Raw genomic sequence first — 23,432 nt, 5'->3', positions numbered from 1 at the left:
TGCTATCTCTTTGGAAGGTTGATCTCTCATTAATAAGAAATTAATTTACTGATATCAAAGCATTTTTATCTATCGGAAATAAACAGTTTGTACTCCTAGCAGAACCAGAGACGATCTTAGTTCAGTCTAGGATACGTTTCTGCAAACTTTGCCTTTTTCAAAGGAATCATCTGCATTGATGACAAGCTGAAACTTTATCTGTAGCACGAGCTATTTTTTTCGGGCTTCTTATCAGAGTATTAAGCAATTTTAAGCAAACTGAGTAAGCTAGCCATCAAATAAGCCGGTTGAGAAAATTTAATTGTCTTTATTTGTTTCCTAATCAACTATTAAACCTTTGCTTGATAAAGCGACAATGTTATATCGCCAATCGGTAAACAAACTGCGAAAATTCCTACCAAACCTCCGCTCTTTGCGTCGCTTTGGGATATCTATTCTTCTTTTCTTGGGCATCGTATTGTTTAGCTGGTTCGTGATGGCTCAGCAGCCAGTCACGCTCAACCTGTTGCTGCCTGCCCCAGATGCCCCACCCTTGCAGCGGATGATCAAAGACTTCGAGGCAGAGAATCCAGGCATTCGCATCAACATCGTTGAAGGTCCTAACGCTACAAACTTGGTTGAAGACCTCTATACCTCTGCTTTCATCTTGGGAGAATCTCCTTATGACCTGGTGGTCATGGATATCATCTGGACGCCAAAATTTGCGGCGGCGGGTTGGCTGCTAGACCTCAGCAACCGGATTTCCCAAGACGAATTGGCAGCATTTTCACCCAATGATGTCGAAGGGGGACGTTACGAAGGCAAGCTGTACCGACTGCCAATTCGTTCTGATGCGGGGATGCTCTACTACCGGAAAGACTTGCTAGCAGAAGCCGGATTGCAGCCGCCAGAAACTTTTCAAGATTTAATGGCAGCTTCCAAAACCTTGCAGAAGACAGGAAAGGTAACATGGGGCTACCTCTGGCAAGGTCGCCAATACGAAGGAGCGGTGGCAATGTTTATGGAGGTTCTCGAAGGCGCTGGTGGCTTCTGGGTGAATCCCGACACGTTAGAAGTTGGGTTAGATCGACCGGAAGCCTTAAGAGCCATCGAGTTTTTGCGCGGCACCGTTCAGGAGGGTGTTGCTCCGCCTGGGGTGACAACCTATCACGAAGAAGATACCCGACGCTTCTTCCAAAACGGTCAGGCAGCGTTTTTAAGAAGTTGGCCTTATGTCTGGCCCTTAGCGAATGAAGAGACTTCGCCAATTAAGGGAAAAATCGGGATTAAACCGATGGTTCACGCCGCCGGTCAAAGTGGGGCGGCTTGCCTAGGCGGCTGGGGTTTTGGAATTTCTAAATCCTCTCGACATCCAGAGGAAGCCTGGAAAGCGATTCAATACTTTACCAGTGAAGAAACACAGCGGCAATTCATATTGAAAGAGGGCTATCTGCCCAGCCGACGGGCATTATTTACAGACCCACAGATTGTCGCTAAATACCCCCACTACCCGCAGATTTTAGAGGTGGTGCAAAAAGCCGTCTTACGTCCGCCGATTGCACAATATGCCCAAGCCTCTGATATTTTGCAACGCTACCTCAGTGCCGCACTCACCAACCGGACGAGTCCGGAAAAAGCAATGCAATCTGCCGCCAATGAAACGCGCCGACTCCTCAACGCGGGTCAAGCGAAACCGTCGGCATAACCAGGCAACCCTGTAAAAGGCAAAAGTCAATCAAAACAATTGCATCATTTGCGGTTTCTTTTGCCTTTTCACCTTGGACTTTTTACTTGTTTAAGAGTTAGTCTTTTGAATTTTTACCTTTGACTTCATGATGAACCTGAATACAATCCGAGGTCGGGAACAACGCACGGGCTGGATCTTACTACTGCCTGCCTTGCTTGTCCTGTTATTGGTCTATGGCTACCCGATTGTCCGGGCATTCTGGTTGAGTTTGTTTACGAAGAACCTAGGAACCGAGTTGCAACCTGTCTTCGTGGGTCTGGATAATTACGGGCGGATGGCGGGGGATGGTCGTTTCTGGCAGAGTTTCTGGACAACAACAGTCTTCACTACCTCAGCCGTCATTATCGAGCTATTACTAGGGCTGGGAATCGCTCTGGTTCTGACTCAGAAATTTCGGGGAAGAAGCTTGGTGCGAACGACAGCTATCTTACCGTGGGCATTACCGACTGCTCTGATCGGTCTTGCCTGGGGTTGGATTTTTAACGACCAGTTTGGCGTTGTCAACGACATTCTCAGACGAGTGGGTCTAATTGAAGGTGGGATTAACTGGCTCGGAGATCCAACGCTGGCATTGATGGCGGTGATCTTTGCCGATGTTTGGAAAACCACGCCGTTTATCAGCATTCTGCTCTTGGCTGGGTTGCAGTCGATTTCGCCTGACCTCTACGAAGCCCATTCGATTGATGGAGCAACCCCTTGGCAAAACTTCACTAGAATTACGCTACCGTTGCTGATGCCGCAAATCTTAATTGCACTGCTATTTCGATTTGCCCAATCTTTCGGGATTTTCGACTTGATTGCGGTGATGACGGGTGGCGGGCCTGGAGGTTCGACGGAAGTGGTCTCGCTGTACATCTACTCCACCGTGATGCGCTACTTAGACTTTGGTTATGGTGCGGCGCTGGTGGTAGTGACCTTTACGTTGCTGATTGTAGCGGTAGCGATCGCTAGTTTCTTGCTCAGTCGCTCTCGTGCCAAAACTTCAGGAGCCGCTTAAGTTATGACTGTCATTCCCCAAGAACGCCCAACCGCTCCAACCCCAACCAAGGGGAAAAAGTTTTCCTGGAAAAAAATCTTAATGCCCCTGGCAGTTGCCCTGGTAGTAATCTTCTGCCTAGCGCCAGTTTTATGGCAACTGCTGACTTCATTCAAAGTCAATGAGGATATTGCCGCCGTTCCCACGGTCTATTTTCCCACTCGATACACCCTTGCTCACTACATTGAGTTATTCGTTCGTCGTCCATTTTGGCGCTACATCTTAAATAGTGCCTTCGTCTCGATTACTTCCACTGCTCTGGCTTTAGCGATTGGGGCACCCGCTGCTTACGCTCTGGCACGATTGCATCTTCGGGGCGGCAAAGTTATCCTCGCCGGTGTCCTCATCATTACTTTATTCCCTGGAATTTTGTTGTTCTTGGGACTGTTAGAAATTGTCCAGGCATTTCGCTTGGGTAACAACTATTTGGCGCTGATAATTCCTTATACTGCCATCAATTTACCGTTGACGATTTTAGTGCTGCGAAGCTTTTTCGAGCAATTACCAAAAGATTTGGAAGATGCTGCTAAAGTCGATGGCTATAATACGTTCCAAATGCTGACGCAAATCTTACTGCCGATGACGGTTCCAGCTTTGGTCACGACTGGAATTCTCACCTTTATTTTTGCTTGGAACGAGTTTATCTTCGCCCTCACCTTTATTACTCGTGAAGATATGAAGACGATTCCGGTTGGGGCTGCTCAATTAGGCGGTGCGTCCCTATTTGAAATTCCATACGGGCCAATTGCTGCGGCAACGGTCTTGGGGACTTTGCCCCTAGTTTTACTGGTGTTGTTCTTCCAGCGCAAGATTGTCCAAGGTTTAACAGCGGGTGCTGTTAAAGGATAAAGGGATGAATTTTGAGTTTTGAGTGATGAATGAATCACTCAACCTTAAAAATCATCCCTTTTCTCAGACTGAGCCAGAAACCGAGGTAAAAAACTTTCAACCTTCAACTTTCTGCAACTTTCAACCTTCAACCTGTTTAAAATCATGGCTAGACTCGAACTCCGAAACTTAAATAAAACCTATAATCCGAAAGTCATCCCGGTCAAAGACGTTAGCTTAAGCGTAGAAGATGGTGAGTTTCTCACGTTACTTGGACCTTCTGGATGCGGTAAATCTACCATTCTGCGGTTGATTGCAGGTTTGGAAGAACCCACTCGCGGTCGGGTCTCGATCGGGGATAAAGATGTCACAAACTTGCGACCGGGCGATCGCGACATTGCAATGGTATTTCAAAGCTATGCCCTTTATCCTCACATGACGGTTTACGAGAATATCGGTTCTGGTCTCAAACTGCAAAAAACACCCTCTGACGAAATTAAACAACGGGTGGCAGAAGCTTCAAGAGTATTGGGATTAGACGAATTAATGAGCCGCAAACCGGGTCAAATGTCTGGCGGACAACGGCAGCGGGTCGCTTTAGCACGGGCTTTAGTACGTCGCCCTCATGTCTTTTTATTAGATGAACCCCTCAGTAATCTGGATGCGCTGTTGCGGGAAAACGTCAGAGCTGAAATTAAGCAATTGTTTGAATCTCAACACGTTCCGGTTGTTTACGTCACCCACGACCAGACAGAAGCGATGACGCTTTCTAGTAAAGTCGCTGTTCTCAACAAGGGCGATGTGCAGCAACTTGACCCCCCCGAACGTATTTATAATAATCCGGCAAATCTATTTGTGGCTGGGTTTGTGGGCAGTCCCCAGATGAATTTGTTAACGCTGCCTTGCCAGGGAAATTCCGCCATGCTAGGTAATTTTAGAATCCCGCTGCCGGAAGTTCCAACCGTGCCGCTGCAGATTGTGTTGGGGATTCGTCCGGAAAATGTTCGCATTGCACAACCTGAAGATAGAAACACCGTTCGGGGTCGGGTGTTTTTGGTAGAAAACTTGGGGATGAACAACTTAGTAAGCGTACGGGTTGAGGGTTCTGCTGGCGAACCCACGACAATTCGTACCTTGTTACCGACGGATCGGCGCTGGAGTGGCGAAGATATAACACTGGCATTGCCACTTCAGAATATCCACTGGTTTGATGTGCAGACGGGGGATGCTGTTTTTAGACGGCAACCGCTTGCGGTTGGGCGTTAGGCAACACTAAAGGTTCATTTTGCAATCAGAAAAAATTTTTGTTTGACTCGGTCAAAGAGCCAGGGGATTGTTTCCCTGACTCTTTGCTATGCCCCTACATCTGCGAAGACTCTACAGAGCTTGCCTGTGCTATGCACCGCTACGCTAACAAGTGATCGCGCTTCGGTAATGCTCAGAATGGTAACAGGATTAAAACACTTTCTTAAAACACAAAACTGGTGCGGACGGTGCCGACATAAATTAGATCGTTGTTAGCATTGTGTTCGGGATTTGTGACTACAAAAAATCCTGGGGTAATCGCAATATTATCAGTGAGTTGATAGCGGTAAAAGGCTTCTAAATGTAAAGAGGTATCGGGATCTTCGCGCCCAACAACATCATTTTCAATCGCTTTGGGCGGTTGACCAATCACGAATCCGAGCAGATTACCGAGTCCACCGACATCGGGTAAAGCAAAGCTTAAAGCCCACGTAAAGATTTTGGCATCGCTACCTTTATTCGGTTCGGATTCGGCACGAGCATTAATTAACCCCGTCCAGCCAGAAATGTTGAAGTTAGGGGAGACTTGGTAGGAGGCTTGCAATCCATAAGCATTGGTAGAAAGATTCGCACCATTAAAGGGGTCTTCGGCGTTACGACTGCCTTTGCCAGTGACGATGTTGTAGGAATGAATATAAGTTAAACCCACACTCAGGCTGTCTGTGGGGTATAGAGTGACTTGAGCGATCGCGCCGTAACGACCCCCAAATAGACCCGTTTCCGCTTGATTGGTGTTCGATGCGAGATATCCCAAAGACAGCCGCACCGCTCGACTAATGCGATATTCTAAACCAAACCCCGTGCCTCCATTCAGCCCAAATAGCTGCGATTCTCCGGCAAAGTTAGAAACGGCAGCAAGAAGAGAATTGTTGACATAGGGATTGAGGGTAGGCGTAAAATCACCAAAGCCAATCCCGATCAGTCCAAAGTAAACGATCGCTTGCTCTGTCACCGGATACCGATAGAACAGTGCGCCAAGTTGAATGTCATTCTCGTTGTTTCCGGTGAATGAGAGTTTGGCAAAGTTGGTTCCCGTGACTTCTGCAAAGTTAGGCGTATTTTGAGCCGCTAATCGGGTTCTCAACAAGTCTTGACCAGAGAAACTGGTATCTAAATTCAATTCAACTCGGTTGCTGAGGACAACATTCGCATCGACATCCTGGTTGTTGATTTCGCCGCCACCAACTCCACTGACGGCAAACAGGATTTCTCCCCGGAGTCGAGTTGTCGTGGAAAAGCGTTGTTCTTCTAACTGAGTAACAGATGCCTCTAAGTTACCGACACGAGTTAACAAGGTTGCAAGTTCTGGTGCAAATTCGGTTTGTAATCGTTGCAGCGTCGCTAAATCTTCTTGGCTGGCAAGTTCGCCAGTTGAGGTTTGAATGAGTTGATTGATTCGATTGAGACAGGCATTTAACCCGGCGGCAAATTCATAGCGACTGAGTGCGCGGTTGCCTCTAAAGGTGCTATCGGGATAACCTGCAATGCAACCATAGCGCTCGACTAGGGATTCCAGCGCCTGGAATGCCCAGTCTGTCGGCTGCACATCGGAAAGTTGAGTGACGGAAGTGACTTGCTCCATCGAGTCAGCTTCTAGCTCATCTAGGCTGGTTGGCTCCAAGTCGTCGGGGGTTTGCGCTATTGTTGTCGCTTTTTCGCTTAACTCTGTTTCAATAACTGATTCAATAACTGGCGCTTCCGGTAAATTTGTATCGGTAGCGGCACGAGTCGGCTCAGATAGAACGGCAACTGAGCTGACATCTATGCTGACATCTATTGGTGCAAGCTCGGTGCTGTTTGCTTTTGGTGACTCCAGGGTTTCTGGGGTAGATGAGGCAATTGTTTCTAAGGAAGTGGTATTAGGTTCGGTATTGGCAATTTCTGTGGCGATCGCTTCTATAGCAACGGCACGATTGCACAATAGCAAAGCGACACCCCAGATGCCTATACCAAGTCCTAAAGCCCGGAATAGCTTAAACATAGTTCCTCCGCACACCTGTATACACGCTGGTGAAAGCGCTGAGTCGGCAAAGACAACCTGTGAAAAACTCCCTAGTTTTTCAAAATCTTTTGTAGTTAGGTTAAAACTCGGTTGTTCTCAGCTTTGCTCAACCGCGCTTTAAAAATTAATCTGTAGCTTGATTTTATCTATTATTTTCCGATTTTTAGCTGATTTGATGCAGTTATTGACATTCTGTAAACTTAGAAGCGGCGAATGAGAACTGCACAAATCTGAAGGGAATTATTAGGAGCGATCGCTCAAATCTTAAATGAAGGTTTAAAATTATATGTTCAAGGCGGAGCTACTTTTAAAATTCTTTGCTATAAAAAAGGTAAGAAAGATAAAGCATCCTTCTTAGGTAGCATTGTTACTTATCATTTTCATGAATAATTGTTGAAGATGATATACGCGATCGCTTTGCCGTAAATGGCTCTCCCTTTAGAACAGCTTTCCAAGTTCCTGAATCGCATCTACCAGACACTCGCAACCCTAGGAGGTCACAACAATGAAGCGTCTTAAGCAATTGTCTCTGGCATTAATTGCAGGCACTCTTACCTTTGGCGTCGGCGCTTCTGGAGTAAACAATCCATCAGCGCAGGCGATTCAATTCTCAAACGGCAGAAGTTCTTTTGGTGTTCCTTTTCAATTAAGTAATACCAGAACGAGTCAAGCCAGCGTCCGGTTCAGAGGCGCAAGCTATTACTTCACTTTTAACTTACCAAAAACGGCGTCTCAATCTTTAAATCGAGTAACAATTCGTCAAAATGGTGGCAATTTAGTTGAATTCGATTCTGCCAGAACTAAGGCGTTTCTCAATGAGAAACCCAAAGAGAATTGTAAGTTGGGCGAAGTAAAAGTTGACAAAAAAACTCAGGAAGTTGACCTAGTATTCGATCCCCCAATTCAACCCGGTCAAACTGTAACGGTTGCCATTGGACCCTTTGAAAATCCTAGTGTCTCTGGGATTTATAACTTTGGCGTGTCAGCGTTTCCTACAGGCGATAAACCCGAAAAGCAATTTTTAGGTTATGGTCCTTTGCGCTTTTTTGATGCTCGGTAAAGTTTGTATTATCAATAAAGCCAAGCCGCAACCGCTGGGGAGTTTTCTCTAGCGGTTTTTTCGTGAATATTCTTGACAATATAGTGATTCTCGGTTAAGCATAATTTCTCTGTATGGGCGTTGTATTGTAGTGCGGGGATCGTCTGCCGCGATCGCGCCGAGCGAACTTACTCATAAAGCCTAACTAGCGCTGAAAATCCTCTAAAAACCTCAGGAGAAAAGTTAAGCACAAACGTTTGTATGGATGAATTCATAGGAGTATAGCGATAGGATTAGATTTCTATTAAGTTAATTTAAAAATCTGGAAATTGTATAAGTTTGTAGCAAATAATACTAAATGAAAGGGTAGCAACCACAAACAGATTTGGCTGTGCAGGATACTCCGAGAGCCAAAATCCCCTTGCTATGATGAGAGCTTATTTCCAATTCCCTGCGTAGATTGCCCTAGACGACATCTTGAGTGCATCTTGTGAGCTATTTATGGAAAACCCAAAAAAAGTATCTTCGCATAAGCATATTGTTTTAACATCCCATCCCGGTAAATCGGGTAAAAAATCCGTTTCTGTTCATTGGGGAGAAAGCGATCCGATTAAACGAGGACCCATTATTGGGACATTAGCGAACCCAAATCAACGGAATGCAATTGGCACGCATTCGGGATCTTATGCCGTTTATCGGGCACTTGCGATCGCATCTGGCGCTCTCCAGGCAAATCACCGCGCCGATTTAACCAATACTTCTCCGGTTGTCCACATTGGGCCACATCCTAGTTGGGCAGATGCGAACAAAATTGTCTCACTCGATCCATTTGGAGCAATCGTGGGTGAAGTTTACCCTTCATTTTATGAAGAAGGGTACGATATTCGCCCTACCATTGCTGTCACCAAAGCTCACATTAATATGCCGGAATTGCAAGATTCTGTGGCAAAAGGGCGCTTGCAAGTTGATGGTCAAATTATCAAAAGTAACGGTAATTTAGTCGTCACAAAGGTCGCAATCGATCCAGTCTGGTATTTACCAGGGATTGCCAAGCGACTCAACATTGAAGAAAGCGATTTACGTCGCATTCTCTTCCAGCAAACAGGCGGGATGTTCCCAGAATTGGTAACGCGCCCAGATTTACACGTATTCTTACCACCGATTGGCGGCACGACGATTTATCTGATTGGCGATGTCGCCGCAATTACAGATCCCAACCGACTGCTTGCCGTGCGGGTACATGATGAATGTAACGGTTCAGATGTGTTTGGTTCCGATATTTGCACTTGTCGCCCTTATCTGGTGCATGGCATTGAAGTCTGCGTCCAGACAGCACAAGCAGGCGGCGCAGGGGTGATTGTCTATTTCCGCAAAGAAGGTCGTGCCTTGGGCGAAGTAACTAAATTTTTAGTTTACAATGCCCGGAAGCGTCAGGAAGGAGGCGATCGCGCAGATGCCTATTTTGCCCGGACTGAATGCGTGGCGGGACTTCAAGATATGCGGTTTCAAGAACTGATGCCGGATGTGTTGCATTGGCTAGGAATTACGCGAATTGACCGCTTGGTGTCGATGAGTGATATGAAATACAACGCGATTACAAATTCTGGTATCGAGGTAATCCAACGCATCCCGATTCCCGATGATTGGATTCCAGAAGATGCGTGGGTGGAAATTGCTGCCAAGCAAGCCGCTGGTTACTACACGCCGGGAGAGGTGCCCACTGCGACAACTCTGGCAGAAATTAAGGGACGGGGTTTAGGGGATTAGGTTTTTTAACGCAAAGGTACGCAAAGGTTTACGCAAAGGTACGCAAAGTTAATCTTTGCGTTTTTATTGTTTATGAGCAATTCTGAACGGGAAGCGATCGCATATTTGAGGAGTCCGGCGGCAATTCGGGAAAGATGCGATCGCCTCTTTCTTTTAGGCTGTGAAGACAAACTGCGTTACTTTCGAGTTGATTTAACGCAGTTAGAGAAATGCGCTGATTATGTCATCGGGGTGATGCGCGATGATTATCCCGATCTCGATATTCCTTTTCACAGTCGCTGGCGACATTTTGAAGTCGGAAATGTGCCTCGTCTTTTGGAACTTGAACAAGCTTTAACGAGACTGACTGGATTAGAAAAAGCGAAAGTTAAGTTTGATTTAGCGATTGTTAGCGTTTTACTGGATGCAGGTGCAGGCACTCATTGGGAGTATTGCGAACCAGAAACGGGACAAGTGTTTCGGCGTTCGGAAGGCTTAGCCGTGGCTAGCTTCCGAATGTTTTTTCAAGGTGCTTTCTCTAGCCACTCGAAATTACCATTACAGGTAGATGCTAATGGACTCCTACCGTTAACAGAAGACGCTTTAGCGCAGGGTTTCCAAGTTAGTGAAAAAAATCCGCTGGTAGGGGTAGAAGGGCGCGTTCAGATGCTACAGCGTTTGGGACAAATCCTCACTCAAAATCCTAAGTTTTTTGGCACCGAAAGCCCGCGTCTTGGCAATCTAGTCAATTATTTGTGGGATAACAGCAATCACGGACAACTGGCTGCAAGTAAGGTGTTGAGTGCAGTTTTGGAAGGGTTGGGGGAAATTTGGTCGGGAAGACTTGCGATCGCTGGGGTAAACCTAGGCGATGTCTGGATTCATTCCGCTTTACCGGGAGATCGGAAAAGTGACAATTATGTGCCATTTCACAAACTCTCCCAGTGGTTAACGTATTCTCTTTTAGAACCCCTTCAGGAACTCGATTTAAAAATCACTGGACTAGAGGAACTTACAGGTTTGCCCGAATATCGTAATGGCGGTTTATGTCTAGATACTGGATTGTTACAAGTCAAAGATTCAGCAGTTTTGCAGGAACGTCATCCAGTAGGTTCTGAGGTAATTGTAGAATGGAGGGCTTTAACGGTTAGTTTGTTAGATAAAATTGCGGCAACGATTCGACAAAAACTGAATATGACTGCTGATGAATTACCCCTAGTAAAAGTTTTACAAGGAGGAACTTGGAGTGCGGGGAGAAAAATTGCCGCACAATTACGAGAAGGCGGCGTTCCTCCAATTGAAATTGCGAGTGATGGAACCGTGTTTTAATAGAAATTAGCTGGTGAATATAGCAATGCTCTATTGGATGCAGTTTAACCCCACCCTTGCCCCTCCCCGCTTACGAGGAGGGGTTAAATATTCCCTCTTCCCCGTTTACGGAGAGGGGTTGGGGGTGAGGTTCTTTTATATATTGCACTCAAGTGAAAAGGAATTTTTGCTTATTTTTTAAGCCTGCGTAGGTAGGCTTTGTCTTTGTGCATCTTTCGAGAGGAATTTATTAATGAATGCTGAAGTCACTGTAATCGAACATCCCTTGATCCAACATAAATTAACCCTGATGCGGAAAACGGAAACTAGCACAGGAAAATTTCGCAATCTCCTCAAAGAAATCGGAATGTTGTTAGCTTACGAGGTGACGCGAGATTTACCGCTAAAATATGAAGAAATTAAGACGCCTATTGCCCCCATGTTGGCACCGATGCTGGCTGCTGAAAAGAAGATGGTGATTGTCTCAATTATGCGGGCAGGGCAGGGAATTTTAGATGGAATTTTGGAACTGATTCCTTCAGCGAGAGTCGGGCATATTGGTTTATATCGCGACCCGACTACTCATGTTGCGATCGAGTATTATTTCAAGGTTCCGAATGATATTGAACAGCGAGATATTTTAGTTGTCGATCCGATGTTGGCAACCGGAAATTCAGCCGTCGCAGCGATTGACAGAATTAAGGAAGTTAGCCCGATGTCAATCAAGTTTTTGTGCTTGCTGGCAGCACCAGAGGGGATTGCACACTTACGCCGCGAACATCCGGACGTGTCTATTTATACGGCTGCAATTGACGAAAAATTAGATGAACACGGTTATATTGTCCCAGGACTTGGGGATGCAGGCGATCGCTTGTACGGGACAAAGTAGCGATTTGCGCTTAGGATTTGATGATTGAAATCAGTTGGGAAATCTCGTTAACGACAAAAGTTGGGTTGAGTGCTAAACATTTTGCGCGATCGCCATAACCATAAGTAGCCCAACAAGCATCTAATCCAGCATTTTTAGCAAACATTAAGTCTACATGACTGTCGCCAAATACTAAAACTTCGTTACTTTGGATGTCTGGATAAATTGGCTGGATGACTGAGTGGAATAATCTTGCATCCGGTTTGGTTGGCGTTTGTCCGTCATCGCCAATAACCAGATCGAAGTCAGTATTAATTTTTAGCTTTTCTACGGCAAGCTTTAAAAATTTAGTGTGTTTGACGCTAACAATTGCTAAGTTCAAACCCTCGGAGGATGCAGCTTGGATCGCTTGCTTCACTCCCGAAAATAAATTGATTTTTAATAAACCTTCTGTTTGGTAAAAGTGTCTGTAAGTTTGAATCCATCTAGGAATTTCTTCGGGCGCGATCGCTGGATGAAAAATCGGGAAAGCCTCGGCAAGCGTAACGCCAATGACTGAACGAATCTGTTCTTCATCTGGCGGATCGATGTTAAATGTTTGGAAGGTTTTAATAACGCAGGATATGATAGCTGGATGCGTAATTGCTAAAGTGCCATCAAAGTCAAAAATAATTAACTGATATCGACTCATTGTTCGCGACTTTCGGGAATGTAAGGAATACCGAGGGCGGCGGGAGGGGTTGATTTGCCAGCTAATCCCACTAGCGCCAATAGCGCAATGACATAAGGCAACATTACTAAAAATTGATAGGGAATATTCAGATTAAAGGCTTGAATTCGCAGTTGCAAAGCTTCTGTAGCACCGAATAACAGGCAAGCTAAAGCCGTGCTGACGGGATGCCATCTGCCAAAAATCAAAGCTGCAAGGGCGATAAAACCTCTTCCTGCACTCATATCCTCTACAAAGAATCTGACGTGAACTAATGTTAGATAAGCTCCTCCTAAACCAGCAAGACAGCCGCTGAGAGTGACTGCAATATAGCGCACTTTAGTGACAGAAACTCCGGCAGTATCCGCAGCACGGGGATATTCTCCAACGGCCCGTAAAGATAAGCCTAAACTTGTACGAAATAGCAGGTATGTACTCAGGGGAACTAACAGAAATAATAAGTAAATTAAGGGGTCTTGATTAAACAAGAGATTACCGATAACTGGAATATTTTGTAATCCGAGAATGCCGCTGATTTGAATGCCTGGTAGCTGCTGCGCTTGACCGCTATTAAATAAGACACGCGACCAGAAAGAAGTCAATCCCGCTGCTGTAAGATTGATAGCAAGTCCAGATACTAATTGATCGACCCGCAAGGTAACGCACAGATAGGCATGAAGCAGCCCAACTAATCCCCCGACGACGATTGCTAAAAGCATTCCCAGCCAAACGTTGCCGGTAAAAAATGCTCCTGCTGCACTCGCAAATGCCCCGGAGAGTAACATTCCTTCTAGTCCAATATTTAGCACTCCCGATCGTTCGGAAAAAAGTCCGCCAAGGGCAGCAAAGGCTAATGGTACCGAGAGGCGCAGGCTAGCAATTAGATAGTCGGTGAAAAAGTTGAGAGTGTCCATGCTGAATGAGGAACCTCTCCCCCAACCCCTCCCCTGCAAGGGAAGGGGAGAAAGATCCCTTGCAGATAAAAAATTTCTTCTTCCCGCTCCTATTAGGAGCAGGAAGAGAGATGCGAAGGGGGCTGGAGGTTATGTTTTTTGTGGTCTCGTGTAGTAAAAATTAAATCCTTACTTTCTTTACCTCATTGTGAAGGTTTGGGGGAAAGCGCGATCGCTTATGAGAGATAAACAGACGCGATCGCACTTAAACTGGCAGTGCCGGAGTCGTCTGAGAAGTCCCCGCCATCGCCCCAGAGTAAACCAGACCCCGTTGCATATCTAGGGTCAAAATCGCCCCATCCCGAATCATTTCCGTCGCCTTCTTGACGCCCACAATGACCGGCACCCCAAGGCGTAAGCCAATCACAGCCGCATGACTGGTTAGACTTTCATCCTCAGTAATAATCCCAGATGCTTTGCGAATTGCTTCCACATAATCGGCATTTGTGCCCGGTACTACCAAAATTTCCCCATGATTGAAATTGCCCACCTCTCTGGCAGTGCGAGCCACTCGCGCTCGACCGCTCACCGATCCCTGACCAATCCCAATTCCCTTGCCAAGAATGGATGTCACCACCTCAACTTTAATCAGGTCGGTTGAACCAGAGATACCTTGGAGCGTCCCGGCAGTCATTACCACCAAATCTCCTTCAGCCAGCAGCTGTTTCTCCAGCGCCACATTGATTGCCGCTTGGAACGTCTGACCCGCAGAAGGCAAATCCAGCACTAGAAGCGGCTTCACGCCCCACACCATCTGCAACTGCCGCGCCACGTCTACATGGGGAGTCACTGCTAGAACGGGCGTTGAAGGTCGAAACTTAGAAACATTTCGGGCAGTGGCACCGCTTTTGGTCAACGACATAATCGCAGCTGCCCCTAGCTGCTCAGAAATTTGACCAACCGCCTGACTAATCGCATTCGTGATCGAGCGAGTCGTACCCCGGACGTTCCGGGCGATTTGTTCTTGCTCGATCCGCACGGCAATCCGCGCCATCGTCTCCACCGCTTCGACGGCGTATTTACCCACCGCTGTCTCGTTGGAGAGCATCACGGCGTCGGTTCCGTCCAAAATCGCATTGGCGACATCGGAAATTTCAGCACGGGTGGGACGGGGATTGTTCACCATGCTGTCCAACATCTGAGTTGCCGTAATCACCGGAATCCCCAGTTGATTCGCCGTGGCAATCAGCCGCTTTTGCAGAATGGGGACATCCTCAGCAGGCAATTCAACGCCTAAGTCACCACGAGCCACCATGACACCATCGCTGAGCGAGAGAATCGCTTCCATTTGGTCGATGGCTTCGTGCTTTTCAATCTTGACAACCACCGGCACTTGCTTACCAGCACTAGAAATCAGCTCTTTAATTTCCAGCACATCCTGGGGGTTGCGGACAAAGCTCAGCGCTACCCAGTCAACCCCTTGGTCAAGACCAAACATCAAGTCTTTACGGTCTTTGTCAGTTAGCGCCTTAATTGACAGATAGACGCCGGGGAAATTCACTCCTTTGTTGTTAGAAAGTGGGCCGCCGACGACAACGCGACAGTGCAATTCCCGCGCCGTGCGGTCTACCTGCTCGACCCGCATTTCCACTTTGCCATCATCCAAGAGAATCGTTGCCCCGTTTGGAACTTCATCTGCTAGAGGTTCGTAGGTGACAGAGCTAATTTCTTGGGTGCCTGGGACAGGGTGACTGGTTAGGATGAAGCGATCGCCCTTATTCAGGACGATAGACCCCGTTTCAAACCGTCCCAAACGAATTTTCGGGCCTTGCAAGTCTTGCAAAATGCCCACCGGCTGATTCAGTTCAAAAGCCATCTGGCGGATCAAGCGAATGCTCCGCTGATGGTCTTCATGAGTTCCATGAGAAAAGTTGAGGCGCAGGGTCGTCGCCCCCGCTTCAATTAAAGCGCGTAAGACCTCTGGGCTACTGGTAGCAGGGCCAATCGTTGCGACAATTTTTGTCCGGCGCTGGGGATTTCGCAGTTGCATGGGGCAAAATTCAGGGACAGAAGAGGACTGCGTGTAACAGGAAAGCAAAGGGATACTATCACATTTGTTCCAACTCCTATTAGGGCTTTGGAGCTGGTTCCCCTCTCTACTGTGTGGGTATTATACTAAAAAGCTTGTTGATTTTACGGGTTTATCGGGTCGCTTCGGTCTTGGTTGAGGGGTTTCCCGGTCTCAGGTGCCGGTTTCTTTGGACCCTCAGCAAGCGGCTTGTAAACTAGACCGGAAGGCATAATTGTCCCGGTGAGATCGGCACCTGTCACGTCAAATGCTTCCTTCGCTTTGACTCCTTGTAGACTCGCATACTGCAAGTTCGCAAACCGCATCTTCGTACCGCTGAGGTTCGCGCCATTAAGAACCGCATTGTTCAAATTCGCATTTTCCAAGGTGGCTGCTGTAAGATCGGCTCCAGCTAGCACGACACTGGTGAGATTGGCATTGAGTAGATTGGCACCCTTCAAGTTGGCACCGCTGAGGTCATACCCAGTTAAGTTCACATTGCTCAAGTCACAAAATTGGCATTCTTTATAAATTAATAATCTCTGAACGTGTTCTGGATTCTCTGCTTTGACCGGCACTGCAAAGCAGACAGGCATCAACAGGGCAACAGCGAGGATTCCTGGTTTCATGGGAGGCTAGCCAACTGAGGAAATGAGTATCGATTGAACTGCCAAAACACCCTCTTGGTAGCCATGCGCGATCGCGCTATAGAATGCACAAAATCAGAACAAAAGAGTCAATGGGGATAGAATGCGATCGCTCAATATCCATTCAATCCAATGACACCTTTGAGCTTAGCATCCTTCCAGTTGGCACCCGTCAGGTTGGCATTCGCTAAGCTAGCTTGACCCAAATCTGTTTGAGTCAAGTTGGCATAACTCAGATTAGTATTTCCTAAATTGGCACCCCGGAGATCGGCACTGCTGAAATTGGTGTAACTCAAATTGGCTCCTGTCAAAATAGCATTCGTCAGATTGGCACTTTCTAGATTCGTACCCATCATCGACGCACCGCTTAAATTGGCAGACCGCAAATTCGCCCCGCGCAAGTTTACACCGCTGAGATTAGCACCGTTGAGATTGGTACTATCCAGATAAGCATCCTGGAGGTTAGCACCCGCTAAATTAGCGTTGGTAAGATTGGCAAGCGGCAGTTTGGCATTGGTTAAATCAGCATCGTTAAATTTAGCACCCGTCAAATTGGCACGATTGAAACCAGCACCCGTCAAATTGGCACCCGTCAAATTGGCACCTGTGAGCGTAGCACTTTGCAAATTAGCTGCTGTCAGCGATCCTTTTTGCAGATTGGCACCCGTGAGAATTCCCCCATTCAAGTCAGCATTATTCAAAGAAGCCTGACTCAAATCAGCATTGCTCAAGTTGACACTATCCATATTGGCAGTCTCTAACTGGGCATTATTCAACTTGGCACCTGTAAGATTGGCACCGGCTAAGTTAACAATTTGCATCTGAGCATCTTTTAGGTTTGCCCCGCCTAAATTGGCACCCGAAAGATTCGCTTCGATCAAATTCGATTGTCCGAGATTTGCACCGACTAACTGAGCAAAATTCAGTTGAGTTTGGGCTAGCTGGGCACGCTCTAGCTTAGCGCCCGTGAGGTTCGCTGCATATAAGTTTGCCCCCCGCAATTTAGCGTCTGTTAAATCAGCAACAATCTTATTCGCCGCCGCCAATTTTGCCTGTCTCAAGTTCGCTTTTTCCAAATTAGCGGCAGTTAGTTTGGCACCGTTGAGCTGGGCACCCTCTAGCTTAGCGCCCGAAAGGTCAGCCGCCGTTAAATCCGCACCGTCAAGCTGGGCATTCTTCAAGTCGGCGTTTCTGAGGTTAATCCCCCTGAGTTGGGCATCTTTTAGGTCACATCCAGGGCAAGTTTTCAGCGTCAGTAACTTCTGCAAGTCTTTGGAGTTTGCCGCTTGGGCTGGGGTTGGTAAGCCAAGCGTTAACACTCCGACGGCTGAAGTCGCAGCTAAACAAACCAAGCCCGCCTTCGCGGGCTTAAGGACAGCAAATTGATTAACGAGTTTTGGGCGCATGGGGCAGTTCTTTGAGCCGCGATTAACAACTACTTAAGAGCCACGATACTGGATGCGGTAAATCCGTTTATTGGCTTCTTCCGTCAGCAGCAAACTCCCATCGGGTAGCACGAGTAACCCCACCGGACGCCCCCAGGTGGTTGGGACAGAGGGGTCAAGCAGGAACCCAGTGAGAAAGTCTTCATAGTAGCCCTGAGGACGCCCGTTAGAGAAGGGGGCAAAGACAATTTTGTAGCCGGTGCCTTGGTTACGGTTCCAGGAACCGCGAAAGGCGACAAAAGCGCCATTGCGATATTTTTCTGGAAAGGTATTACCGTCATAAAACTGCAATCCCAAAGCAGCCGAGTGGGCTTGGAACAGAACGTCGGGCGTCTTTGTTTTCGCTACCAGGTCGGGACGTTTGCTCTTTCCGTTGACCAGATGACGCGGGTCAAGGAGATTTGGTGCCAGGTAGGCGTAAGGCCAGCCATAGAATTCTCCCTGTTGGATGCGGGTTAGGTAGTCGGGTACCAGGTCGTCGCCCAGTCCGTCTCGTTCGTTCACGGCGGTATAAAGTTCGCCAGTGGTGGGGTGAAAGTCGAGTCCGACTGGGTTCCGTAAACCGTAAGCAAAAGTTTGCTGGTTGGAACCGTCCAGGTTCATCACCTGTACAGAAGCGCGGGGGATGGGTTCTTCTGAAGCGTTGGATGCCGACCCAACTGAGACATAAAGCTTTTGCCCATCGGGTGAGGCAACGACGTTGCGCGTCCAGTGCTGGTTGTAGCCGCCAGGGGTTAATTCAGCGATTTTTTCGCCGGTTCCGGTGAGTTGTTGTTGTCCTTGAGTGTAGGGATACCGCCGGACTTCGCCTGTGTTTGCGAGGAAGAAGTATCCGCCCGCAAAGGTCATGCCAAAGGGGATATTTACCCCATTTTGGGAACTGGCAAAGGTTTGGCGGACATCGGCGACGCCATCGCCGTTAGTGTCGCGCAGTAGGCGAATCTGGTTTTGTCGGGTTTCGGTGACTAACACGTCACCGTTCGGGGTGAGTGCCAGCCAACGGGGTGCATCTAATCCATCGGCAAAAACGTTGACGACGAAACCAGCCGGGACGCGCAGGGTGGGGTTTTCTGGGATGGGCACCACATTGGGCGAGTTGGAGGCACTGTCGCTGGCGTAGGGTTTGGGTAAGTTATCGAGGGTGATGCGAATCGGTTGGGGTGTGAGTGGTTCGGTTCGCACCACGTTGTTGGTCTGCGCCGCTTGGGAAAGCTGTTGGTTCGGCTGTGCCGGAGTTTCTGTCGGTTGTTGGCTTGCTTGGGTTATCTGGGGGTCGAGGGATGCCTGAGTTGAGTCACAGGCGGCTGCTGTAGTCAGGATGAGCAGCAGCAGCAAGAAACGTATCGATTTCATGTCAAAAGGTGGGAACTCTAATTCCAGGGTAGTCATTGAAGACAGGAGAGCGATCGCGCTCATGCGAAGCGAGGCGTTAGCCTAGCGCAGAAAAAGTCAGTTCGCATCGTCTCAGATTCAGATCGAGTATTTAGTTGGTCGCTGACCCTAAAATTGTCCTTAAATATTATTTTTTGAAGTAATTATTCATCAATTTTTTGGATTCCTGCTCCAATTGTTCGATTAAAGTCTGTTGACTTTTCTCAGGTAAGGTTTTAAAAATGCTTTCATAAGATTCGTTAAATGTTTCTATTACATCATTCACAAATAATTGAAAAACTTTGTCTATTGCTTTTGGGTCTTTACCAGAAACCCGGCCTACTTTTGATAGAGTATTCATCAATCTATTTTCTGTAACCAATGCAAGCATCGCCTCATGTAGCCATTTGTCATCACTCAAATAGTGAGGAGATGTTGCTAATTTTTGACCGCTCCATTTTTCTGCCTGATGGAATCGGCTCTCTTCAGCGAATTTTGGAATTTTTCTCTTCAAAACCGGCCTAATTCTTCCCTTGGGAGTATCTATATAGATCGACCTTACAGGTTTAATGACAATCCCTTCTGCCTGATTGCTAAACGGCAATTTGGGTAAACCTAATAAGCCAGGAATGGTAGAATCAAACTCTATCTTCTGTGCAAGCGCTTGTTCGTATTTTCCAGTAAATAGCGGTTTAGCACCCTGCATTTCTACTTGCTGAAATAATTTCAGCGCTTTCTCATAATCTATGTAATCTCGTTTTGCCGTTCTATTATTTTCTTCAATAGCAATATCAAAAGCACAAAACTCAATTTTAGGTGAATAATAGATTCCTGTTTGGACAGCCTGTACATTAGGAACAGCCGCTACGTCAGGATGGGGATATTCTCCGCCAAATAATTCCCCATACACAGAAACTCTAAACGTTTCCGGATGTTCCAACTGGATAATTTTGAATATATCTTTGGCTTGTTGGGCTAATTTATATCTAAGTGTTTGATATCCAAAAAAGTCTTCGTCTGGCTGCAATAATTCTTTTCTCTTGGCAAAGCGAACGTCTGATCCGTCTGCGATTATACAGAAATTCGCCCCGTGAATTTTTTCAGTTACCACCCAGGCAGTTTTCTTGAAAATGCGATAATCTGATTCTGTTAAATTCCAATTATTCGAGCTTTCCGGTATTTTTTCATAGCTGATATGCGTCCAGCCGGTGAAGTTGCTTTCTTGTTTGTCCATCGGTTTTATTTTTTTGGAAAGAAGCTGAGAAAATGCGATCGCGTAGCTGGTTGAGGGATGCGATCGCGCTTGAGCCGCTTGTGCCTTGAGTGCCTATGTAATTCAGATCACTCGAAAGGCTGAGAATTTTCACACGTTACTCATTGAAGCGATCGCGCGGCGGGACGGAAAGGGGTGAGATATTAAATATCGTAGAGTTGACGCCCAACAACCATGCTTCCCCAAATCCAACTGCTCCCCGGTGCTATCTCTGAAATCCTAGCCTCTGTCACTGAAACTGGTATTCTGACTCTGGCTGACCGTTATGGACTGATGGCAGCCGCTCTGGATGAGTCTTTGGATGAGGAAGAAAGAGGTTGCGTCAACAGACTGCTGCGTTCTGTACTCAAAGGACGGGTAACAGTAGTGGCTGACCTCTCCGCTGCCGCTTAATCTCGAAGTCAGGAAGTGTGCATTGCTGCTGTCAGGACAATGGGCGTTGAACTCAGTAGCGATCGCATTCTAAAATTTTGAACCAAAATTGTAACTAGATGAAGCTTCAAGCTTATCAAGAGCGATCGCGTGGTTGAAGGGATGTGATCGCTATCATAGTTTCGTCTTTATTATTGGCAAATAACTTAAGGAGGTTGAGCGTGCCTGATTACCCATCAGTCTTCTTCGACTTCGAGCCAGCTTTGAATTGTTTCACTGGAAATACCAGCAAGCGAGTAATTCAATATTGCTTTCAGTGTTTCCAGACCACCCAGTTTTATTGCGCTGAGCAGCTTACCTTTAAGGGTAGGATTCTGCTTGATTTCTTGCTGAATTCTCTTAGATAGAACCCAGAGTCGTACATCTGCGCTCTGATCCGAATATTCCTCAGCCAGTTGCTTCAGTAATGATTGGATTTCTACTGTTGCTTCAATTATAAACACCTCTTTGTCTCCAATTTGGAGAACTGCCTGGAGTTGTTTTAACTCGTTACGGCTAGATTCACTAAGTGGAAATTCCTGTTCTATTGCTTGAGTAAACACTTGTAAATACTCCTCGAATTTTCGTTGGTTATCCTGATAAGGTTTTAGAATTTCCCGTTCAATCTCGTTTGCTTCTTCAGGCAGCAATTCTAGCTGATTACGCATCACGTTCAGAATTCTGCGAGCAATAGGAGAGATATTGCCATCAATAACAAAACTTTCAACTTCTTGACGGTAGCGGCTCTTAGATTTTTCCAAAGCAGCTTCTAACTGTGGTATAAATTGCTTCCTGATTTTTATTACATCTTCTCCTTTGAGCCTTAATTCTCGTGGTAAAGCATCTAGTTTACTTCTAGTATTTAATGACAGCGGCTCTTCTTGATGAGTTGCTTGCAACAGAAAGTCTCGATATTTCTCTAATTTTCTTTGGTATTCTGTCCAAGCATTAATTTGTGCTTCAATTATTACTTTCTGGTCGTCGCTGAGTTTTACAGCCTGCTCTAAATACAACAAAAACATCTGACTATTTATTTCAGATGTATACTTAGGTCGTAATTCTTCAACTATGAACTTAACAAGCTGATTATTAGGCTGAAGGAGTAATACTTGACTAAATTGCTCTCTCCCAAGCTCAAACTTTCCTTGCAGCATTAAGCCACGTCCCGATAGTAATAGTGACTGGATAAATCCCTCTTTAGTCCGTATTGAATCAACTTTGTACGCTCGCTCATTAAGTTCCACAGCCTGGTCAAACTCTTGGACATCCAAGTATGCCTCTGCCAAATCGAATAAAACACTGAAGTGGTTAGGATTGGCTGTTAAAGCTTGCTTATAGAACCTGATGGCATTTAGTGTATCGCCTCGTTGACGCATTAGAGCTGCTACTTCGTAGAGGTGATGAACTCTTTGGTCAAGGTTCTCTAGTTCAAATATTTCTCGTCGTAGGGAGTACCGCTTTACTAACCAACGACGAACCAATTCAACTGCTACTTTGTAAGTATTAAGTTTCAGTGGTAGCGGATTTCCGGCAAGCCCTAAGTGTTGTAAAAAATTCCATTCGAGCAATTGTTCCTCTGCTCTACGCAATGGTTCTGTTAAGATAACACCAAACTGCTTTAACAGATTTAAGGCTTCTCCTTCAACAACACCACCTTCTAAAGTTCCTCCAAACTGCTTTAACAGGTTTAAGGCTTCTCCTCCAACAACACCGCCGTCTGAAGTTCCATCTTTTGTAGAACTGGCAAGACGCTCCTGCTGAGCTTCTGCTACTGCTGAGAAAAACACCCGCTCAGGAATAGGCAACCCATCCCGAAACCATGCCAGCCCCCCTTCACCTATCTCAATCGCCTTGTCTACAATACTCTCGACATCTGCGCGAGTCACCTGCCAACGCTGTTCCTCCCTGGCATTTGCGAAAAGAGCAAAACAAATTACTTGCGTAAAATAAGGATGCCCAGCCGAGAGTGCCAAAATTGCATCAATCACCTCAGAGTTGTATTCCAGCACACCCTTAGCAGGTTCGATAATTAACCGTTCTGCACCCCGCCTGTCTAGCAGACCAATTTCGTGCCTGGGTGCTTCCCTAAACAAACCCAGTAGCGTTGGCATATCGGTCAATCGTCGTCCTACAACTGGGATGATAAACAGTTCCGGTTGCTGATAAACGATGGATTGTAAATAGGGGAAAAAGTGATTAGCCGCTGTATCTGGGTTGCAGTCGCCTAAAACATCGAATTCATCCAACAGAAGTACAAGATTCTTACCGCCGAGAACTTGATAAATTTGGGGCAAGAAATCATCAGCAAAGACCTGTGATTGTTTTTCCAGTTCGGATTTTGTAGGCAGAGTTACCTTGTCTTTGGGCAATCCTAGGTGATCGATAATATCTCTAGCAAGTTCGTGTAGAACTTCACTCAGTGGCTTCTGGCTTTTACCTTCAAGTGAAAGGGAAACAAAGACGAACTTTTCTAGATGGACAAAGTTAGGAATTTGGCACAGTACAGATGACTTACCAATGCGGCGCTGACCATGTAAGAGAATGACTTTAGCGCTTTTGTTGAGATTGTCTTGAATAAACTGGAAAAGCTCCTCCCGTCCAAAGAAGTATTCTGGTTCGTAGATTGGGCGACCAATAATATAAGGATTCTCCTTCCAATCTTCTGAAGTAGCCATTCTCGATCAACTTCTCCCTTGCAGAATTCTATTCTTCCTCAGCAGAAGGGCATTACTGCAAACGCTCAATTAAAAAAACTCA

Annotated in this window: 18 protein-coding genes; 9 read left to right on the top strand and 9 right to left on the bottom strand. The window is 46.5% G+C overall.

Annotated elements, in window-relative coordinates; translation table 11 throughout:
- Nucleotides 1-355 precede the first annotated feature (355 nt).
- The 4 genes from NDA03_RS05705 to NDA03_RS05690 all read left to right on the top strand — a co-directional run bounded on the left by NDA03_RS05705 (nucleotide 356) and on the right by NDA03_RS05690 (nucleotide 4,856).
- Nucleotides 356-1,684 carry an ABC transporter substrate-binding protein gene (locus NDA03_RS05705; protein ID WP_348237531.1) on the top strand — a complete coding sequence of 443 codons (1,329 nt, stop codon included), beginning with the start codon at nucleotides 356-358 and terminating at the stop codon, nucleotides 1,682-1,684.
- Nucleotides 1,685-1,811: 127 nt separating this feature from the next.
- Nucleotides 1,812-2,723: an ABC transporter permease subunit gene (locus NDA03_RS05700; protein WP_190436357.1), complete on the top strand. Its 912-nt coding sequence runs from the start codon at nucleotides 1,812-1,814 to the stop codon at nucleotides 2,721-2,723.
- A gap of 81 nt (nucleotides 2,724-2,804) precedes the next feature.
- Entirely contained in the window at nucleotides 2,805-3,611 is an 807-nt protein-coding gene (locus NDA03_RS05695) for a carbohydrate ABC transporter permease (protein WP_242028893.1), read from the top strand.
- A 144-nt stretch (nucleotides 3,612-3,755) separates the two neighbouring features.
- Nucleotides 3,756-4,856 (top strand): ABC transporter ATP-binding protein, encoded by a 1,101-nt coding sequence (locus NDA03_RS05690; protein WP_348237530.1) that lies wholly within the window; start codon nucleotides 3,756-3,758, stop codon nucleotides 4,854-4,856.
- 202 nt (nucleotides 4,857-5,058) lie between these two features.
- On the opposite strand, the gene NDA03_RS05685 is transcribed toward NDA03_RS05690, so the two are convergent.
- Nucleotides 5,059-6,876, bottom strand: coding sequence for an iron uptake porin (locus NDA03_RS05685; RefSeq protein WP_348237529.1), 1,818 nt, complete (start codon nucleotides 6,874-6,876; stop codon nucleotides 5,059-5,061).
- A 526-nt stretch (nucleotides 6,877-7,402) separates the two neighbouring features.
- On the opposite strand from NDA03_RS05685, the gene NDA03_RS05680 reads away from it, so the two are divergent.
- The 4 genes from NDA03_RS05680 to upp all read left to right on the top strand — a co-directional run bounded on the left by NDA03_RS05680 (nucleotide 7,403) and on the right by upp (nucleotide 11,879).
- Nucleotides 7,403-7,957 (top strand): DUF2808 domain-containing protein, encoded by a 555-nt coding sequence (locus NDA03_RS05680; protein ID WP_190411440.1) that lies wholly within the window; start codon nucleotides 7,403-7,405, stop codon nucleotides 7,955-7,957.
- 480 nt (nucleotides 7,958-8,437) lie between these two features.
- On the top strand, nucleotides 8,438-9,703 hold the full coding sequence (locus NDA03_RS05675; protein ID WP_190411441.1) for a GTP cyclohydrolase II: 1,266 nt from the start codon (nucleotides 8,438-8,440) through the stop codon (nucleotides 9,701-9,703).
- A 72-nt stretch (nucleotides 9,704-9,775) separates the two neighbouring features.
- Nucleotides 9,776-11,011, top strand: coding sequence for a URC4/urg3 family protein (locus NDA03_RS05670; RefSeq protein WP_348237528.1), 1,236 nt, complete (start codon nucleotides 9,776-9,778; stop codon nucleotides 11,009-11,011).
- 232 nt (nucleotides 11,012-11,243) lie between these two features.
- Nucleotides 11,244-11,879, top strand: coding sequence for a uracil phosphoribosyltransferase (upp, locus tag NDA03_RS05665; RefSeq protein ID WP_190411443.1), 636 nt, complete (start codon nucleotides 11,244-11,246; stop codon nucleotides 11,877-11,879).
- A 10-nt stretch (nucleotides 11,880-11,889) separates the two neighbouring features.
- On the opposite strand, the gene NDA03_RS05660 is transcribed toward upp, so the two are convergent.
- From NDA03_RS05660 to NDA03_RS05630, 7 genes are all read right to left on the bottom strand, one after another.
- Nucleotides 11,890-12,549: an HAD family hydrolase gene (locus tag NDA03_RS05660; protein ID WP_190411444.1), complete on the bottom strand. Its 660-nt coding sequence runs from the start codon at nucleotides 12,547-12,549 to the stop codon at nucleotides 11,890-11,892.
- Nucleotides 12,546-13,481, bottom strand: coding sequence for an ABC transporter permease (locus NDA03_RS05655; RefSeq protein ID WP_348237527.1), 936 nt, complete (start codon nucleotides 13,479-13,481; stop codon nucleotides 12,546-12,548). The genes NDA03_RS05660 and NDA03_RS05655 overlap by 4 nt, the downstream gene beginning before the upstream one ends.
- A gap of 244 nt (nucleotides 13,482-13,725) precedes the next feature.
- The gene (gene pyk, locus NDA03_RS05650; protein WP_190411446.1) at nucleotides 13,726-15,510 is read right to left on the bottom strand and encodes a pyruvate kinase; all 1,785 of its coding nucleotides are present in this window, start codon (nucleotides 15,508-15,510) and stop codon (nucleotides 13,726-13,728) included.
- Between the two features lie 143 nt (nucleotides 15,511-15,653).
- A complete protein-coding gene (locus NDA03_RS05645) occupies nucleotides 15,654-16,157 on the bottom strand; it encodes a pentapeptide repeat-containing protein (protein WP_190689496.1) in 504 nt (167 codons plus the stop codon).
- Nucleotides 16,158-16,288: 131 nt separating this feature from the next.
- Nucleotides 16,289-17,581, bottom strand: a complete 1,293-nt coding sequence (locus NDA03_RS05640; RefSeq protein WP_348237526.1) for a pentapeptide repeat-containing protein — start codon at nucleotides 17,579-17,581, stop codon at nucleotides 16,289-16,291.
- A gap of 33 nt (nucleotides 17,582-17,614) precedes the next feature.
- Nucleotides 17,615-18,973 carry a sorbosone dehydrogenase family protein gene (locus tag NDA03_RS05635; RefSeq protein WP_348237525.1) on the bottom strand — a complete coding sequence of 453 codons (1,359 nt, stop codon included), beginning with the start codon at nucleotides 18,971-18,973 and terminating at the stop codon, nucleotides 17,615-17,617.
- Between the two features lie 166 nt (nucleotides 18,974-19,139).
- The gene (locus NDA03_RS05630; protein ID WP_348237524.1) at nucleotides 19,140-20,225 is read right to left on the bottom strand and encodes an RNA ligase family protein; all 1,086 of its coding nucleotides are present in this window, start codon (nucleotides 20,223-20,225) and stop codon (nucleotides 19,140-19,142) included.
- A 213-nt stretch (nucleotides 20,226-20,438) separates the two neighbouring features.
- Here NDA03_RS05630 and NDA03_RS05625 point away from each other — a divergent pair, with 213 nt between their 5' ends.
- On the top strand, nucleotides 20,439-20,657 hold the full coding sequence (locus NDA03_RS05625) for a hypothetical protein (protein ID WP_348237522.1): 219 nt from the start codon (nucleotides 20,439-20,441) through the stop codon (nucleotides 20,655-20,657).
- A 215-nt stretch (nucleotides 20,658-20,872) separates the two neighbouring features.
- Here NDA03_RS05625 and NDA03_RS05620 read toward each other — a convergent pair whose 3' ends face one another.
- Nucleotides 20,873-23,350 (bottom strand): tetratricopeptide repeat protein, encoded by a 2,478-nt coding sequence (locus NDA03_RS05620; RefSeq protein WP_348237521.1) that lies wholly within the window; start codon nucleotides 23,348-23,350, stop codon nucleotides 20,873-20,875.
- Nucleotides 23,351-23,432: the final 82 nt, after the last annotated feature.

Source organism: Trichocoleus sp. Lan (assembly GCF_039961855.1).
In the GTDB taxonomy this organism is placed as follows: domain Bacteria; phylum Cyanobacteriota; class Cyanobacteriia; order Cyanobacteriales; family FACHB-T130; genus FACHB-T130.
The sequence above is the reverse complement of the archived record's forward strand: the minus strand, read 5'-3'. Positions and strand labels throughout refer to the sequence as shown.

Excerpts from the sequence above, each read along its gene's own strand:
- NDA03_RS05640 (WP_348237526.1), bottom strand. The coding sequence starts at position 17,581 with ATGCGCCCAAAACTCGTTAATCAATTTGCTGTCCTTAAGCCCGCGAAG.
- NDA03_RS05695 (WP_242028893.1), top strand. The coding sequence starts at position 2,805 with ATGCCCCTGGCAGTTGCCCTGGTAGTAATCTTCTGCCTAGCGCCAGTT.
- NDA03_RS05625 (WP_348237522.1), top strand. The coding sequence starts at position 20,439 with ATGCTTCCCCAAATCCAACTGCTCCCCGGTGCTATCTCTGAAATCCTA.
- NDA03_RS05645 (WP_190689496.1), bottom strand. The coding sequence starts at position 16,157 with ATGAAACCAGGAATCCTCGCTGTTGCCCTGTTGATGCCTGTCTGCTTT.
- NDA03_RS05685 (WP_348237529.1), bottom strand. The coding sequence starts at position 6,876 with ATGTTTAAGCTATTCCGGGCTTTAGGACTTGGTATAGGCATCTGGGGT.
- upp (WP_190411443.1), top strand. The coding sequence starts at position 11,244 with ATGAATGCTGAAGTCACTGTAATCGAACATCCCTTGATCCAACATAAA.
- NDA03_RS05670 (WP_348237528.1), top strand. The coding sequence starts at position 9,776 with ATGAGCAATTCTGAACGGGAAGCGATCGCATATTTGAGGAGTCCGGCG.
- NDA03_RS05655 (WP_348237527.1), bottom strand. The coding sequence starts at position 13,481 with ATGGACACTCTCAACTTTTTCACCGACTATCTAATTGCTAGCCTGCGC.
- pyk (WP_190411446.1), bottom strand. The coding sequence starts at position 15,510 with ATGCAACTGCGAAATCCCCAGCGCCGGACAAAAATTGTCGCAACGATT.
- NDA03_RS05630 (WP_348237524.1), bottom strand. The coding sequence starts at position 20,225 with ATGGACAAACAAGAAAGCAACTTCACCGGCTGGACGCATATCAGCTAT.
- NDA03_RS05660 (WP_190411444.1), bottom strand. The coding sequence starts at position 12,549 with ATGAGTCGATATCAGTTAATTATTTTTGACTTTGATGGCACTTTAGCA.
- NDA03_RS05700 (WP_190436357.1), top strand. The coding sequence starts at position 1,812 with ATGATGAACCTGAATACAATCCGAGGTCGGGAACAACGCACGGGCTGG.
- NDA03_RS05635 (WP_348237525.1), bottom strand. The coding sequence starts at position 18,973 with ATGAAATCGATACGTTTCTTGCTGCTGCTGCTCATCCTGACTACAGCA.
- NDA03_RS05675 (WP_190411441.1), top strand. The coding sequence starts at position 8,438 with ATGGAAAACCCAAAAAAAGTATCTTCGCATAAGCATATTGTTTTAACA.
- NDA03_RS05680 (WP_190411440.1), top strand. The coding sequence starts at position 7,403 with ATGAAGCGTCTTAAGCAATTGTCTCTGGCATTAATTGCAGGCACTCTT.
- NDA03_RS05690 (WP_348237530.1), top strand. The coding sequence starts at position 3,756 with ATGGCTAGACTCGAACTCCGAAACTTAAATAAAACCTATAATCCGAAA.
- NDA03_RS05620 (WP_348237521.1), bottom strand. The coding sequence starts at position 23,350 with ATGGCTACTTCAGAAGATTGGAAGGAGAATCCTTATATTATTGGTCGC.
- NDA03_RS05705 (WP_348237531.1), top strand. The coding sequence starts at position 356 with ATGTTATATCGCCAATCGGTAAACAAACTGCGAAAATTCCTACCAAAC.